A 14634-nucleotide genomic window follows, 5' to 3' on the forward strand; every position below is an offset into this window, starting at 1 on the left:
TTAAGATTAAATGTACAATACACTTCGGTTTGAAAATGACACTCGTAGGTTGTACAGTTTTTCCTGTTGGAAATTATTCCGTTTCGGTTATTTGAAATAGTTTTATATTGATCTTAAAATCCTTGTGCTGTAGATGTAAGCTATCCGCGAAGATATGCTTTTTTGCATCAAAAGTAAAATCGATTTTCTCCTTGTTATTTTTCGTATAAATGATCTGTTTCAGCAAATTATTTTCTTTGTTGAAGAATAAATAATAGCTCTTATTCTCCATTTTTGAAAGGTAAATTTTAGCATTTTCATTCTCAAAACTTTCACTTACCGGATATTTTCTTTTCAGAAGCTGCTGAAAGTCGTTTTTCAGGAAATTGATGACTATTTTTTTATCCAGATCAGGAAGTACATAATTCAGTTTGAAGTCATTCTCAGAAACCTCAAAATCAATCAGTTTATTCCCAAAATCTGAGGTTAAAGCGACACGATGTGTTGTTTCATTCAGTTTTTTGATGATCAGAATACCGCTCACATGGTTTTTATAAATATCCATCTGGCATTTGTATACATAATCTTCGCCGGTAGAGAAATATAAATTTTCTACCATTTTTTCAGAGGCAGAAACCGGCTTGACACCAGTCAGCTGATAGCTTTTACAGGAAACAGCCAGAATCAGGATAAGGCTATAAAGTAAACTCTGACGCAGGAATTGAAGCATTGATCTTGGTATTTTTGAAAACAATATTAGTAGTATCTCCGGATGCCTCGGTCATATTAACCTGGGAAACCGTCGACTGATTCTTTGGGAAATACAGTTCGATCTGTTTGATATATTTCAATAGCTGAGAAGTTTTAGGAATAAACTTCGCGACATTGTAATTTCCGTTCTTAAAATACGTTACCGTAAATTCAGGATCATTGAACATCGTTCCATTTGAACTTCCTACAATCAGCTTATTGATTTTTTCAAATGTTTTGCTCTTGGCATCTACAGAAGACTTTTTCCCCTGATCATTGATGAAGATTTTATTGCTTTTAAAAACAATACTGTACTGATAAGGCTTGGTATACTTCCAGCTCAGCATATTAGGAGTCTGCAATGACATCCTTCCATAGGTAACAATGCTTTTATCCAGAAAGTCCATCTTTTTGGTCTGGGTAAAATCACTTTGTAAAGTTTTGATCTCCTTCGTATCAGCAGAAACCTTCGATACAAATGCTTTGGCCTCAGCTCCTGACATGGACGTATTTTGGGCAAAAAAGAATCCTGAGATCAGTAAGAATGCTCCGAGAGCTATATTTTTAATCATTTTTCTTTGAATTTATAACTGTATCAACAGTAAAGGTTGAATATTTTTTATCCTTCAAAAATACTAATAAATCTACCAGAACGCGATAGGTCTTTTCCGACGTATCATGAAGGAGAATAATACTCCCTTTTTTCAAATCTTTGGTAACTCTGCTGTAGATTTTCTTTTCATCATCAATGATGGTGTCTAAAGACCGGACATTCCATCCGATGCTTTCTTTATGAGTCCTTTTGATCGCTTTGGCAATATTGGGATTCGTTACCCCAAAAGGAGGTCTGTAAAGATGGGTTTTTATATTTCCCGTATTTTTCATGATTTCATCACACTTTTCAATCTCCTCAATCATTTTTGAAGTCGATAAAAAACCAGTAGAATTGGAATGTGATAACGTATGATTTCCGATAGTATGACCTTCTGCAATGATTCTCTGAAAGGTTTCAGGATATTTTTCAATCTGTTTCCCGATACAGAAAAAGGTTGCTTTTACCTGATGTTCTTTAAGTAAGTCTAAAAATTTTGGAGTAAACTCAGTAGGGCCGTCGTCAAAAGTAAGAGCTACTTCTTTGATTCTGGTGCGTTTATGGGTAATGCTGTTGACAAAATATCCCAGTTCAATATCAAATGAACCCCAGACTACTACTGCAGAAAAAGCAAAAAAACAAAACAGATATACCCAAAAACTTCCATGAAACGCATAAATAAAAACGTTGCAGAAAAGATAGAACAGGATGAAGGGATAATGTTTCATTGCTGATTACTTTTATATTGTTAAACTTTCTGGATGTATACTCATTTTTGTCATTCTGAAGATAACGAAGCTAAATGAAGAATCTATCATGTAAAAGTAGAGATTCTTTCTTCGTCAGAATGACAACAATACTGCTTTACTTGTAGGGTAAACGCTATTGACTTTTTGCCAATTAAGCCCTTTCCAATAATACCAGACTGTGATCACTACCCGCCAGATGATTGTAAAGAAGTATATACTTCACACTTTCCTTTTTCTCTTCATTGATCATCATCACTTCCGGAATTTGCTGTTCCTTAAGAATATGACAGGCTATAAAGGTGGAAAAACCACTGGATGTATTGAATTCTCCACTCAAATGTTTATAATATAACTGCGATGAAGCTGTGAACATATCTGCAGCTTTCGTATAATAAACATCAGAATCTGCATCTCCGCTGAATCCTAGAATAACAGCATCAATATCATGATGGGAAAGATTGTTTTGAGCTAAGAAATTTTGGATAAAATCCTGAACTTCACTCAATTCAACTTTGTTACTGATCTGAATGTTTTTAAGTTTTGCATAAGAATGTTTAGTCTTATCCTTTCCTACAACAAAAAAGCTGGCACCTTCACCCCAGATCACTCCATCAGTAGATGAATTCAAATAATCGGCAGGAAGATCTTCTTCTTTTTTATGATATTATTTAAACAATAAAGTTCCATTGTTCTGTCAGTCTGTTCATCTGTAGAGCCTACAAGAACATTTTCTGCATCTCCGTCGTTGATCTGAAGCTGAGCATCCAATAATGAAAACTCCAGAGAAGAAGAGGTATTCACATACGTGAAGTTATAAGCATGGCATTGCAATGCAAGAGCAATCTGTCCCGCTACCGTGTTGTGGGTAGACTGGATAAAGAAGGTTGGAGTAAGGAACTCTTCATGATTATCGATTACATTTTTCAGGAATTTTTCAGAATCCTGAGAGCAGCCCATTCCGGTCCCTACAATAATGGCATCCGGTTGTTCAATACCTGCTTCTTTTAAAGCATTTTTTGATGCTACAGAACTCATTTTTACCGTTTTGGACATTCTTCTGATCATGGCAGGCGGAATGAACTCTTTGTAATGAGGTTCTATTGCTTTGATGATGTTTGAAGAATTTTTCGGTATAAGATTCTGAAGGATATTTTTGTTTAAAGTGTCCTGAACAGAGATACAGGATGCACTGTTGATGTATACTGCACTCATGATTTTGAGAAAATTAAGGTGGAACAGTTTCCTCCAAACCCAAATGAATTGGAAAGAACATGATTAATGCTTTTCTCTTTCAATTCGGTAACAGGAGTAAGATCAAACTCTTCCATTTTTGTTTTGAAATTCAGGTTCGGGAAAATAATGCTGTTCTGCATGGCTAAAATTGAAAATACGGCTTCAATTCCGGCCGCAGCGGCCAAAGTGTGTCCTGTAAATGCTTTTGTAGAGCTGAATTCAGGGACCTGATTTTCGCCAAAGATTCTGATCATAGCAATTCCCTCTGATAAATCATTATTGGGGGTAGCCGTTCCGTGAACGTTGATATAATCTATGTTTTCTTTAGTTAATCCAGAGATTTTCAGAGCTTGCTGCATTGCTAAAAATGCTCCCTGTCCGTTTTCAGAAGAAGCGGTCTGATGGTGTGCATCATTAGCATTTCCGTACCCGGAAAGATAAGCCAGAACCTTTTTATTTTCTTTTTTGACTACTTCTTCGGACTCAAGAACTAAGAAAGCGGCTGCTTCCCCAAGGTTCAGTCCTTTTCTGTTGTTGTCAAAAGGAGTATTGTAAGAATCCGTAAGAATCATCAGGGTATTGAATCCATTCAAAGTAAACTTTGAAAGAGAATCTGTTCCCCCAACAATGACACGGTCTAAAACTCCGTTTTTGATCAGTTTGGCCCCCATCATAATAGCATTAGCTGCCGATGAGCAGGCTGTGCTGATGGTGGAAACCATGCCTTTTAATCCCAAATAATCAGCAATTGCCAATGAGGAACTTCCGGCATCGTGAGCGTCAATATACTTTTGCTTTTCAGGGAAATCTTCGTAAGAATAGAAGTATTTTTCAGTGATATCCATCCCGCCTACACTGGTAGAAGAGATCAGCCCGGTTCTGTAACCATTGATATCTGAAATTCCGGCACTTTCTAAAGCTTCTTTCGCAGCAATCATTCCCAATAGAGACGTTCTTGTTACGTTGTTGTCTTCATCAAGCTGAAGTTTCTGTACAAGTTCTTCGTTGGATAATTTTATTTCACCCGTTTTAATGATTCCGGCGTGACGGGTTTCAAACATTTTGATGTCTGAAATTCCATGTTTTCCGGATTGTAATGAAATAAAATTTTCCTCCACATTGTTTCCGATGGAGGAAATGATGCCCATTCCCGTTATGGCAATTTTTTGACTCATTGTATTAAATAATGTAACAATATACCAATCTAACAATATTGGTATATTGCTAGATTGAATGAATTATTTTGTTCTGTTTTCTTCGATGAATTTAGCCATCGTATCGATAGATTGAAAAATTTCCTTTCCTTTTTTAGGATCAGCTAATTTTATTCCGTAGTCTTTATCAAGAAGAACGATCAGCTCCAAAGCATCAATAGAGTCTAGTCCCAATCCTCCTCCGAATAAAGGATCAGTATCTTTGATTTCTTCTATAGATACGTCTTCAAGATTAAGAACTTCAATAATTTTGTGTTTCAATTCTGTTTTTAAGTTTTCCATAATTAAGTTAATTTTCCAGAGTATCAAGGCATCAGCTTATCAACTAAGCCCGAAGCATTGCTACACTGTTATATTATTACATTTTTATAAGGTTAGCAAATATACAAAAGCTTTATAATTTTCCTGATACAATTCTACCCAGCCACATAATACTTTGTCAGCCTTTCCGGACTGCAGAATTTGTTCAGAATAATCATTTAAAAAATTTTCATCAAATTCGTCCAAAACGAAAAAAGCATTTTCTGTCTGCATTTTGTGTTTAATGCTGATTTCGCCTACACAGATATTGGGTAAGGTGTAGACAAAAACTGCAGGACTTGGATAGAAGTTATCCTGATCATTGATGCTCTCCTGATATTTGAAATCGGTATCCAGACTGGATGCTCTGTTGGCAAAAACGATAGCCGTTCTGCTGTGGTCTTCATTTTTCAAAATGGTTTCAGCAGAAAGAAAAGCCAGCTTACTCAGGTTATCCATTTTATGAAACTTTGGATAGCTGAGGTCCAAACTTTTATACGCTTCTTTAGCAAATTCCTGAAAGGTTTCGCTCTGACTTTCAAAAACGATATTTCCGTCAACGGTTATTTTTGAATGTTCTATGGTACAGCTGTTTATTTTCTTCATCACGTTCATTTTAACATTTTTCCAAAACAACTGCTGCATTGCAACCGCCAAAACCTGAAGCTGTTTTCAGAATATATTGTACTGCTGCAGATTGGTTTTCTTTGATAATATTCAACGGTTGGGATACTCCATTGTCTTCAAAATTCTTGGACGGGAGCAGCGTACTGTGAATAGCACTTTCCATAGAAATAATGCTTTCAAGAAGTCCGGATGCACCCAGACAATGTCCGTAATATCCTTTCATGCTGTTCAAAGGAACATTCTGAAGCTCCATTCTGTTGAAGGCAATGGCTTCCATTTCGTCATTGTATAAAGTTGCCGTTCCGTGGGCAGAAATAAAATCAATTTGTTCTGCAGAAACTTGCGCTTCGGTCATTGCATTTTTAATACTGGCAAATAAACCGTCTCCGGTTCTTGAAGGTCCGGAAATATGGTTGGCGTCATTCACGGCAGAGTCTCCCAAAACTTTAAATCTGAATTTTTCATTTTCGGAGATTTTTCCTTCGTCAGAATGACGGCTAGTCATATAGATAGCTGCAGCAGCTTCACCGATATTGATTCCGTCTCTGTTTTTATCATAAGGCTTGCACGGTCCTGATCCTATAGCCTGGAATGAATTGAATCCTGAAATAACAAATTCAGAAAGCTCATCACCGGCAATCACAAAGGCATCTTTATATTTTCCTGCCTGGATCATATTCTTGGCAACTGCAATCGCCATTACCCCGGAAACACAGGCGTTAGAAACCACAATAGGTTTTGTTTTGAATCCAAAAAAGTCTGCTATTTTCTGTGCTAATTTTGATAAATAAACGCCTTCCGGTAGATCAGACTGGTTTTTTAACAGGCTGATGTTTCCTTTTGTCGTTGAAAGAATAAAAGCGGTGTTTTCTGATAGGGCATGTTTTTCAACAAGAGGCTGTAAGCTTAAAAGAAGCATCTTCTCCAGTCTTGTAAAATCAATAGTGTTCTGAGTAAAGAATCTGTTGAATTCTTCATCCAGTTTGTCAGAATCAATCATGGAAGCATAAAAAGCCTCCTGATTGTCTATAATTTTATGTAAAGCAACTCCTGATTTTCCTTCTACCAGAGCTTTCCAGTTAGAATCTGCATCGAAACCCAGGGGAGTTACACAATTGTAGTCTGTGATATAAATTTCCTTCTTCATGATAATCCCATTTTGTCTTTCCAGTTTTGAAAAAATTCCGGATTGTACAGGCATAAACCTCCATTGCTGTCCAGAAATACCTGGATTGTTTCACCACTGCATACCAACTTGTCTTCCTGATTGAAAATCTCATATCTGTAGATAAGTTTGGCAGAAACAGAATTGATAAACGTCGTTACAATCCTGAAGGTTTCTCCATATTTTAAAGGAAGAAAATGTTCACAGGTACTTTTTACAATCGGTGTCACATATCCTTCATTCTGAATGTCAAGATAAGTAAGGCCGTGTTGGCGCCCAAAAGCTTCTCTTCCGTCTTCAAAATAAACGATATAATGTCCGTGCCAGACAATTCCCAGTGGATCTGTCTCATTGAATCGTACTCTGACTTCTTCGGTACAGGTTAATATATTTTCTTTAGACTGCATTTTGTTTTCTTTCGTAAAAAATGGAAATAGATACGGTGGCAATATAAAATAATAATAAGAATGCCAACTCTTTAGCAATTCCACCAATGCCGCTGTTTCTTAAAATAATATCGTAATAAGCATTCAATCCCCAGTTCATGGGAGAGAATTTGGCTACGGTCTGCATGAATTCTGGCATTAGAAATACGGGAACCCAAATTCCTCCGATAGCTGCCAAAACTACTACAGAAGTTGCTCCGAATGGAGCAGACTGTTCCTGTGTATGGGCAATAGTTCCCAGTAAAACTCCAAATCCGATGGCAGCCAGCCCTGCAAACAGTGTTACAGTGATAAGCTGGAACATTTTTCCGGACACATCAAACGCCGGAAGGTCCATATAAGGGAAAAGATAAATTCCTACCGCAACCATCAGTAAAAACTGAATGATACAGATGATCAGATAGGTAAATGTTTTTCCTAAAATATGTACAAAATAGGGGGTAGGGCTTATTCTCGCTCTTACACTTGTTCCCTGGCTTTTTTCTTTAACCAAATTGATGGATAAAGGAACTACAATAAAGAAGATCGCAAAAAGCGTCCATGCAGGAACGTTGTGCTGAACAGAATTCGGCATGACATCCATTGCTCCTTTCTTGGGCGTGATTTCTTTAAAGCTGATCAGGTTTTTATTTTCATCAAGATTCTCCGTCGTTCCCAACTGATCCTGGAATGCTTTGTAGATTTTTTTATTTTCAATCTCAAAAACCATTTTATTGACAGAATTCATCACTGAGTTTTTGAATCCTGTATTGGTAGCAGGGTCAAAGTATAAATGAATCTCTTTTGTCTTCGGAGAAACCGCTTTTACTTTTGCAGAATCTCCTTCCAGACCAAAAGAACTTACAATGGTTTGAACTTTAGAATCAATATTGGAATTTAAGTCTTTCGTTAAATTTTCAGGAATGACAATTGCCATCTGATAATCTCCAGAAAAGACAGCCTCCTGAGCAGATTTTTCATTGAAATTGGTCAGCAGCTGGAAGGTTTTACTGTTTTCCAGTTCCGCTTTTATATTCTTTGAAACATCAGATTTATCCTGATCAATAAAAATAATCGGGATTTTTGATCCTTCCAGATTTTTAAAAGTAGAATCCTGAATAAGGGTAATGGTTACAATCAGAAGCAATGGCATCACAAAGATGATGACGATTCCCCCGATATCTCTTTTCAACAGAAGAATTTCTTTGATAAAGCTTCTCCACAGTTTATACAACAACATCTCTTAATTCTTTTCCGGTTAATGAAATGAAAACATCTTCAAGGTTTTCGGCATTGGCGATCTGTGCAACAAGTTCTTCAGGAGTTCCCACTGCATGGATTTTTCCATGGTCAATGATGGCAATTTTTGTACAGAACTCTTCAGCTTCCGACAGGTGATGGGAAGTATAAATGATACAGGTTCCCTGTTTGTTTAAATCTAAAAGATAGTCAATAATTGCTTTTTTAGACTGAACGTCCACACCTACTGTTGGTTCATCTAGGAATAAAACTTTAGGATTGTGAAGGGTTCCGGCGATTAGGTTGCATCTGCGCTTCATTCCACCTGAAAACTGCCCAACCTGCTTATTGGCAAATTTTGAAAGTCCCATAATTTCAAGAGATTCATCAATTGCTTTTTTAAGCTGGTTATGTTTCAAACCATACAGGCTCCCGAAAAACATCAGATTCTCTTTGGCCGTAAGTGTAGGATATAATGCATATTCCTGAGGAACAATTCCGATAATCTGTCTGATTTTAAAACCATCTTTCTGCGGAGATAAACCATTGATGGTAAATTGCCCTGAAGTAGGTTTTATGAGTCCTGATAGCATAGAAATCAATGTTGTTTTTCCTGCTCCGTTAGGCCCGAGAATTCCATAAATTTCATTTTTGCTGATGCTCAAAGAAATATCATTTACAGAAAACTCATCAGAATTTTTGTACTTCTTATATAAGTTTTTGATCTCAATCATATTTTCTGCCATATCAGATCGCTTTTCTCAATTTTTTATAGAAAGCTTCTTCCAGATCTGCAATATGCAGCATCGTTTTTGAAAGTTCATTATAAATATTGCTTTTTGAGTTTCTGTTTTTGTACACTCTGGCAATATCCACGGCAAAATCTCTCCAAAGGTCACCAATAGAAGTGATTTCTTTTGATAATTCTTTCAGCTCATCATTTTTAAGAATGACAGAGGCTTCCTGAAGAAATGCTCCATAGATAAATCTGAAACCTCCGCCTCCGGTTCCGATTTCTTCCTGCATTCTGATCAATTGTCCCAAATAATGGTTGGTAACTTTTGTTCCCTTCTTTTCTGCCCATTTCGGAATACTTTTCGCCACCCATCTCATTGCTTTTACTCCGATAAGCGGTACTGGTGCCAGCATATTTTTGCAGGTGTCTTTGATTCCTTTTTTTATGGCTTCTTCAAGATTGATATTTTCAGGAACATAAACAGGATAATACATGTGCCCTTTTGGTGGCAGTGCTCCCTTGGCATATCTCACTTTTTCCAGTTCTGCTTCGGAAAGGCATGTTGTATAGTCCATTACCGGATCACTGATCAGGAATTTCCCGTCTTCCTTTCCATATACCACAAGATTGTGGGCATTGAAGTGGAATTTGTACTCCTCAGGGAAGTAGGTAAGATTGAAAACGCCTACCTGAAGTCCTGTAGGAATATTTTGATCCAGATTTCTTTCAAGAGCTTTTTGGGCATCTTTAGGATTTGAGAATTTTTCTCTTTTGATTTTAATTCCTAATCTTTTGGCTGCTTTACTGAAAATAGCACCCGGCATCGGACGATAGCTGAAGCCCGGAGCAAAATTTACCTTTAAAAAAGGAAGATAGACAAAAAACAATCCTGAACCGATCCCAAAGATCATCGGCTCGCTTAGTTTCAGGCCTTTATTAAGCAGTAGATTAGAAGCAACACCGTTTTCGCAATGCGCAGTCTGATGGTGTTCAAAGTTTAATTTCATTTGCAGATTGTATCTTTTCATTGGTCAAATGGAATCCGGCACTTTATATAGGCCTTATTTCATTTATTTTCCGTTGAAGTTTTTTAATTCATCCACTGAAATTCCGAATGCATCGGCATATTTTTTCAGTGCTGTTTCGCTTAGTGTTTTGAATATTCCGGGTTTAAAATGTCTTTTCACCCTCCATTGCCATATTCCTACGTAAGAAGCAAGAACAGGTGGGTCCATTTTATTCAGTTCCATAAAATAAACGATGGGACTTACTGTATTATTGGCAACATTTTGTTTTGCTTCCTCAATTCTTTCATAAATGAGTTCCATCGATTCATCCAGAGCAGCTTTCTTGGCATCCCAGCCTGTGCTGTTTGCTGTCGTGTAGTTGTCATTCTCATCCGTTACATACAGTACTTCTGTCATGTTGGCGGATTTTAGGTTACTTTCGTCTTGAGGCAGGTCTTGTTTTTTCATCTAAATAATGTTCATTTTTTTAGATTCCAGATGAAATAGGGTTCACCTATTTTTGATTCTTTTAATCAGGTGGCTAAAATAGTGAAAATACATTATATGTAAATCATATTAAATCTGAGGGAGTTATTACTGTGAAATAGAGGGAGTATCAAAAAAAAATTTCCAAAATCGTGATAAAAACGGATTTTTATTTTTTCCATTTTTGAAAGAGGTCTTTAACTAATCATATAGATAAGAATCTTAAAAGGGTCTGTGAAGGTTTATTGTTTTCGCTTGTAATAATTCTTTTGTAACAAGTGTTTATATAAGTAAGACTAATGGATTAGAAATTTGGATAAAAAAATAATTATTAAATAACAACTATGAAAAAGTTTTTTATTTCTGTTTCGCTTTTCTGTATGATAAGCGCAATGGCACAGAAATTTGAGACCCAAAAGCTTACAGATGCTCAAGGGTACACTTATGAAACTGTAAAGAATGACCGTGCCGGAGTTCGTGTTTATACATTGAAAAACGGATTGAAGGTTTATCTTGCTAAAAATGAGGACGCACCGAGAATTCAGACTTATATTCCGGTAAGAACAGGATCGAACAATGATCCAAGTGATAATACCGGATTGGCTCACTACCTTGAGCATATGGTCTTCAAAGGAACTTCACACCTGGGAACTCAGGACTGGGCAAAAGAAAAGGTTTTACTACAGCAGATCTCTGATCTTTATGAGCAGCATAAAGCAGAAAAAGATGCTGAAAAAAAGAAAGAGCTTTATAAAAAAATTGACGAAGTTTCTCAGGAAGCTTCTAAATATGCTATTGCTAATGAATATGACAAAGCCATCTCTTCATTAGGAGCTACAGGAACGAATGCCCATACATCTCTGGATGAAACGGTGTATAAAAACAATATCCCTTCCAATGAATTGGAAAAATGGTTAAAAGTAGAGAAAGAACGTTTTTCAGAATTGGTATTACGTCTTTTCCATACTGAGCTTGAAGCGGTATATGAGGAATACAACAGAGCGCAGGATAATGACAGCCGTCTTGTATATTATTCATTGATGCAGGCGCTTTTCCCAAAACATCCAAACGGACAGCAGACTACAATAGGTACTTCTGAACATTTGAAGAGCCCTTCTATGGAGGCTATTCACAAATATTTTGATACGTATTATGTGCCTAATAACATGGCGGTAGTATTGGTTGGAGACCTTGATTTTGATAAAACTATAAAATTAGTTGATCAATATTTCGGAGCTTTCAAATATAAAGAGCTTCCGATGAAAAAAATGGTTACAGAAGAGCCAATGACCGGCATTATTACCAGAACAGTAAAAAGCCCGACTACTCCAAGAATGACGATTGCATGGAGAACAGATTCTTATGGAACGCAGGAAGCAAGATTAGCAGATGTAGTATCTGAAATCTTAAGCAACAGAGGAGATGCGGGATTAATTGACCTTAACATCAACCAAAAGCAAAAAACTCTTGGAGCTGGTGCTTATGAGTCACCTTACAAAATGTATGGTACATTTGGACTGGTAGTGACTCCTAAAGAAGGACAAAGCTTTGATGAGGCTAAAAAACTATTGATGGATCAGCTGGAGCTTGTGAAAAAAGGCCAGTTTCCGGATTGGATGCTGAAAGCTATCGTAAATGATAAAAAAGTTCAGCGTATGAAAGGTTGGGAAACAGCAGACGGATTAGCTACAGAACTATATGATTCCTATATCAATGTGAGAACATGGGAGCAGGAGCTTGATGAGATCAATCAGTATGACAAGATCACTAAAGCTGATGTGGTGAAATTTGCCAACGATTTCTTTAAAGACAATTATGTTGTTCTTTATAAGGAAAAAGGAGTGAATGATAAGCTCGTTCGTGTACAGAACCCGGGAATTACCCCTATTAAACTGAACAGAGAAGCTCAGTCTCCTTTCCTTAAAGATATTCTCAATATAAAGGTTGCAGAAATCAAGCCTGAATTCATTGATTTTAAAACGGCTATTCAGACTTCACAAATCAAGGATAAGACGGTAAGTTTTGTGAAAAACAAGTATAATGAGATTGCTCAGGTAAGCTATGTTTTCCCTTTCGGAACAGATAATGACAAAGAACTTTCTGTTGCAGGAACTCTTTTTGAATATCTTGGAACAGATAAATATACTTCTGAACAGCTGAAAGAAGAATTTTATAAACTGGGAATCAGCTATAGCCTGAGAACTTCCAACGATCAGATGATTCTTACATTGAGCGGTCTTGAAAGCAATATGAAGAAAGGTGTAGAGCTGATGAACCACTGGATGACAAATGTAAAAGCAGATAAAGCTGTTTATGCACAAACTGTAAAAACAATTCTGGAGTCTAGAGCGACTGCTAAGAAAGATAAAGTGAGAATCATGGCTGCCCTTTCAAACTATTCTAAATATGGTAAAAACTCAAGAATGACGGATATCGTTTCCAAAGAACGTCTTGAGAGCATTGATGCTGTAGAATTGATGAAGAAAGTGAAAACCCTGAACCAATATCCTTATCAGATTCTTCTTTATGGACAGGATCAGTCTGGTCTGGAAAAAGCAGTGAAGCCTTTTATTTCCAATACAAGTCTTCAGCCTGCGCAGGCAAAAGAATATGCTGAACCGGCTGCTGAAGGAAAAGTATACTTCACGAATTATGACATGGTACAGATGGAAATGTCTAAAGTAGGAAAAGCAAGTACAGTAAATCTTAGCAATTTCGGGAAAGCAAATGTTTTCAATGAATACTTCGGAAGAGGGTTGTCTTCAATCGTTTTCCAGGAAATCAGAGAAAGTAAATCTTTGGCTTACACGGCCTATGTTTCTTATGGAAATGCTTCGGAAAAAGGTAAGGCAAACTATGTTACAAATTATATCGGAACACAGTCAAACAAGCTTCCTTTAGCTGTAAATGCAATGAATGATCTGATGGTATCTTTGCCACAGATTCCTGCACAGTTTGAAAACGCAAGAGGGTCTGCATTAAAGCAGATTGCTTCTAACAGAATCAACAGAACGAATATTTTCTTCAATCAGTTAGCCTTGAAAAAACTAGGCGTAGACTATGATTTAAGAAAAGATGTTTATGCTGAAATCCAAGGGTTGACATTGCCACAGCTTACAGGATTCTACAATACTGAAGTGAAACCTGTAAAATACAATACAGCCATCATCGGTAAGAAAGAAAATCTGAATATGGAATCTATCAACAAAATGGGTGAATTCCAAGAAGTATCTCTTGAAGAGATCTTTGGATATTAATTCTTTTGTTAAAAATAATTGGAAAAGCGGGACAGAAATGTTCCGCTTTTTTGTTGTTTAAAACGCTTTCTCCCTGATGATCAGAGTTTCACGGATTTTTACAATGTTTCACGTGAAATAATTCATCTTGTGATGAGGTTTTTAGGCTTTTAATAAATTGGTTATCAGTTGTTTTGTGCAGGGTGAAGAGTGTAAGAATAAATAAAAAATAAATGTTTTTATTGTAAGATCATTGTAATCAATTCAATAGGAGTGGGCTATAGCCCGCTTTCAAAAAATGGGAAAAATCAAATGGTTTTAAACATAAATGTCACAAATGGATTACACAAATATTCACGGATCTATTGAAAGGGTTGAATACTGAATGGCTTAAAAACAAAAAAGCTGTACGTTGTGTACAGCTTTTATTATATGTTGAATTGATCTTTACGACTTTACTTCCTGAATAAACAGGTTGATTTCTGCTCTGATCAGTAATTCATCATTATGAAATGTTTCACAGAAGATGTGGCAGATGTTTTCAAACTGTGAAATAAGTGAGGCTTTGGAAATAATTTTATCATTCACTTTTGGAAGGGCAAAAACCTCAATTTTCTTGATATTGGTGATAAACCCGATCACTTTTGTATCTGCTTCAGGATTTTCAAAGAAGCTTTGTCCCAGGATGGATGAGCAGGTCTGTGCCAGGTTTTCAATTAAGCCGGCTTCTACAAATTCATTGTTGTGAACAAATATATTGTCTTCTTTTATTTCAAAGGAAGTCACTACTTTTTCTTGGGTCAACTCCAGGATATAGTCTGCCATAAGCATCGGTTCACGATGTGGTAAAAAGTTGTGTATATTGATGATGTTCTCTTCCTTTATTTCCATTTTCA

At 36.6% G+C, this 14634-nt stretch carries 16 protein-coding genes; 1 reads left to right on the forward strand and 15 read right to left on the reverse strand.

Annotation, left to right across the window (positions count from 1 at the left end):
* Window positions 1-73 precede the first annotated feature (73 nt).
* The 14 genes from LF886_RS03180 to LF886_RS03245 all read right to left on the reverse strand — a co-directional run bounded on the left by LF886_RS03180 (window position 74) and on the right by LF886_RS03245 (window position 10484).
* Window positions 74-709: a hypothetical protein gene (locus LF886_RS03180; protein WP_236852691.1), complete on the reverse strand. Its 636-nt coding sequence runs from the start codon at window positions 707-709 to the stop codon at window positions 74-76.
* Window positions 675-1301, reverse strand: coding sequence for a LolA family protein (locus LF886_RS03185; RefSeq protein WP_236852692.1), 627 nt, complete (start codon window positions 1299-1301; stop codon window positions 675-677). Before LF886_RS03185 ends, LF886_RS03180 begins: the two co-directional genes overlap by 35 nt.
* Window positions 1294-2049 carry a polysaccharide deacetylase family protein gene (locus LF886_RS03190; protein ID WP_236852693.1) on the reverse strand — a complete coding sequence of 252 codons (756 nt, stop codon included), beginning with the start codon at window positions 2047-2049 and terminating at the stop codon, window positions 1294-1296. Before LF886_RS03190 ends, LF886_RS03185 begins: the two co-directional genes overlap by 8 nt.
* Window positions 2050-2221: 172 nt before the next feature.
* Window positions 2222-2698, reverse strand: a complete 477-nt coding sequence (locus LF886_RS03195) for a hypothetical protein (protein ID WP_236852694.1) — start codon at window positions 2696-2698, stop codon at window positions 2222-2224.
* A complete protein-coding gene (locus LF886_RS03200; RefSeq protein ID WP_236852695.1) occupies window positions 2695-3282 on the reverse strand; it encodes a beta-ketoacyl synthase N-terminal-like domain-containing protein in 588 nt (195 codons plus the stop codon). The genes LF886_RS03195 and LF886_RS03200 overlap by 4 nt, the downstream gene beginning before the upstream one ends.
* Window positions 3279-4478, reverse strand: a complete 1200-nt coding sequence (locus LF886_RS03205; protein WP_236852696.1) for a beta-ketoacyl-[acyl-carrier-protein] synthase family protein — start codon at window positions 4476-4478, stop codon at window positions 3279-3281. Before LF886_RS03205 ends, LF886_RS03200 begins: the two co-directional genes overlap by 4 nt.
* 63 nt (window positions 4479-4541) lie before the next feature.
* The gene (locus tag LF886_RS03210; protein ID WP_103231426.1) at window positions 4542-4799 is read right to left on the reverse strand and encodes a phosphopantetheine-binding protein; all 258 of its coding nucleotides are present in this window, start codon (window positions 4797-4799) and stop codon (window positions 4542-4544) included.
* Between the two features lie 84 nt (window positions 4800-4883).
* Complete coding sequence (locus tag LF886_RS03215; protein WP_236852697.1) at window positions 4884-5423, reverse strand: 3-oxoacyl-ACP synthase; 540 nt, start codon at window positions 5421-5423, stop codon at window positions 4884-4886.
* A 10-nt stretch (window positions 5424-5433) separates the two neighbouring features.
* Complete coding sequence (locus LF886_RS03220; protein WP_236852698.1) at window positions 5434-6591, reverse strand: beta-ketoacyl synthase N-terminal-like domain-containing protein; 1158 nt, start codon at window positions 6589-6591, stop codon at window positions 5434-5436.
* Complete coding sequence (locus LF886_RS03225; RefSeq protein WP_109739145.1) at window positions 6588-7016, reverse strand: acyl-CoA thioesterase; 429 nt, start codon at window positions 7014-7016, stop codon at window positions 6588-6590. The genes LF886_RS03220 and LF886_RS03225 overlap by 4 nt, the downstream gene beginning before the upstream one ends.
* Window positions 7006-8274, reverse strand: coding sequence for an ABC transporter permease (locus tag LF886_RS03230; RefSeq protein WP_236852699.1), 1269 nt, complete (start codon window positions 8272-8274; stop codon window positions 7006-7008). The genes LF886_RS03225 and LF886_RS03230 overlap by 11 nt, the downstream gene beginning before the upstream one ends.
* Window positions 8261-9019: an ABC transporter ATP-binding protein gene (locus LF886_RS03235; RefSeq protein WP_236852700.1), complete on the reverse strand. Its 759-nt coding sequence runs from the start codon at window positions 9017-9019 to the stop codon at window positions 8261-8263. The genes LF886_RS03230 and LF886_RS03235 overlap by 14 nt, the downstream gene beginning before the upstream one ends.
* Window position 9020: 1 nt before the next feature.
* A complete protein-coding gene (locus LF886_RS03240) occupies window positions 9021-10016 on the reverse strand; it encodes a BtrH N-terminal domain-containing protein (protein ID WP_236852701.1) in 996 nt (331 codons plus the stop codon).
* A gap of 63 nt (window positions 10017-10079) precedes the next feature.
* Window positions 10080-10484, reverse strand: a complete 405-nt coding sequence (locus tag LF886_RS03245) for a hypothetical protein (RefSeq protein WP_236852702.1) — start codon at window positions 10482-10484, stop codon at window positions 10080-10082.
* 362 nt (window positions 10485-10846) lie between these two features.
* On the opposite strand from LF886_RS03245, the gene LF886_RS03250 reads away from it, so the two are divergent.
* Entirely contained in the window at window positions 10847-13759 is a 2913-nt protein-coding gene (locus LF886_RS03250) for a M16 family metallopeptidase (protein ID WP_236852703.1), read from the forward strand.
* Between the two features lie 426 nt (window positions 13760-14185).
* Here LF886_RS03250 and LF886_RS03255 read toward each other — a convergent pair whose 3' ends face one another.
* Window positions 14186-14629, reverse strand: coding sequence for an ABC transporter permease (locus LF886_RS03255; protein ID WP_103231419.1), 444 nt, complete (start codon window positions 14627-14629; stop codon window positions 14186-14188).
* Between the last annotated feature and the right edge of the window lie 5 nt (window positions 14630-14634).

Source organism: Chryseobacterium sp. MEBOG07, assembly GCF_021869745.1.
Classification (GTDB): Bacteria; Bacteroidota; Bacteroidia; order Flavobacteriales; family Weeksellaceae; genus Chryseobacterium; species Chryseobacterium viscerum.

Excerpts from the sequence above, each read along its gene's own strand:
- LF886_RS03240 (WP_236852701.1), bottom strand. The coding sequence starts at position 10,016 with ATGAAATTAAACTTTGAACACCATCAGACTGCGCATTGCGAAAACGGT.
- LF886_RS03255 (WP_103231419.1), bottom strand. The coding sequence starts at position 14,629 with ATGGAAATAAAGGAAGAGAACATCATCAATATACACAACTTTTTACCA.
- LF886_RS03185 (WP_236852692.1), bottom strand. The coding sequence starts at position 1,301 with ATGATTAAAAATATAGCTCTCGGAGCATTCTTACTGATCTCAGGATTC.
- LF886_RS03215 (WP_236852697.1), bottom strand. The coding sequence starts at position 5,423 with ATGAAGAAAATAAACAGCTGTACCATAGAACATTCAAAAATAACCGTT.
- LF886_RS03235 (WP_236852700.1), bottom strand. The coding sequence starts at position 9,019 with ATGGCAGAAAATATGATTGAGATCAAAAACTTATATAAGAAGTACAAA.
- LF886_RS03205 (WP_236852696.1), bottom strand. The coding sequence starts at position 4,478 with ATGAGTCAAAAAATTGCCATAACGGGAATGGGCATCATTTCCTCCATC.
- LF886_RS03225 (WP_109739145.1), bottom strand. The coding sequence starts at position 7,016 with ATGCAGTCTAAAGAAAATATATTAACCTGTACCGAAGAAGTCAGAGTA.
- LF886_RS03200 (WP_236852695.1), bottom strand. The coding sequence starts at position 3,282 with ATGAGTGCAGTATACATCAACAGTGCATCCTGTATCTCTGTTCAGGAC.
- LF886_RS03180 (WP_236852691.1), bottom strand. The coding sequence starts at position 709 with ATGCTTCAATTCCTGCGTCAGAGTTTACTTTATAGCCTTATCCTGATT.
- LF886_RS03230 (WP_236852699.1), bottom strand. The coding sequence starts at position 8,274 with ATGTTGTTGTATAAACTGTGGAGAAGCTTTATCAAAGAAATTCTTCTG.
- LF886_RS03245 (WP_236852702.1), bottom strand. The coding sequence starts at position 10,484 with ATGAAAAAACAAGACCTGCCTCAAGACGAAAGTAACCTAAAATCCGCC.
- LF886_RS03250 (WP_236852703.1), top strand. The coding sequence starts at position 10,847 with ATGAAAAAGTTTTTTATTTCTGTTTCGCTTTTCTGTATGATAAGCGCA.
- LF886_RS03220 (WP_236852698.1), bottom strand. The coding sequence starts at position 6,591 with ATGAAGAAGGAAATTTATATCACAGACTACAATTGTGTAACTCCCCTG.
- LF886_RS03210 (WP_103231426.1), bottom strand. The coding sequence starts at position 4,799 with ATGGAAAACTTAAAAACAGAATTGAAACACAAAATTATTGAAGTTCTT.
- LF886_RS03190 (WP_236852693.1), bottom strand. The coding sequence starts at position 2,049 with ATGAAACATTATCCCTTCATCCTGTTCTATCTTTTCTGCAACGTTTTT.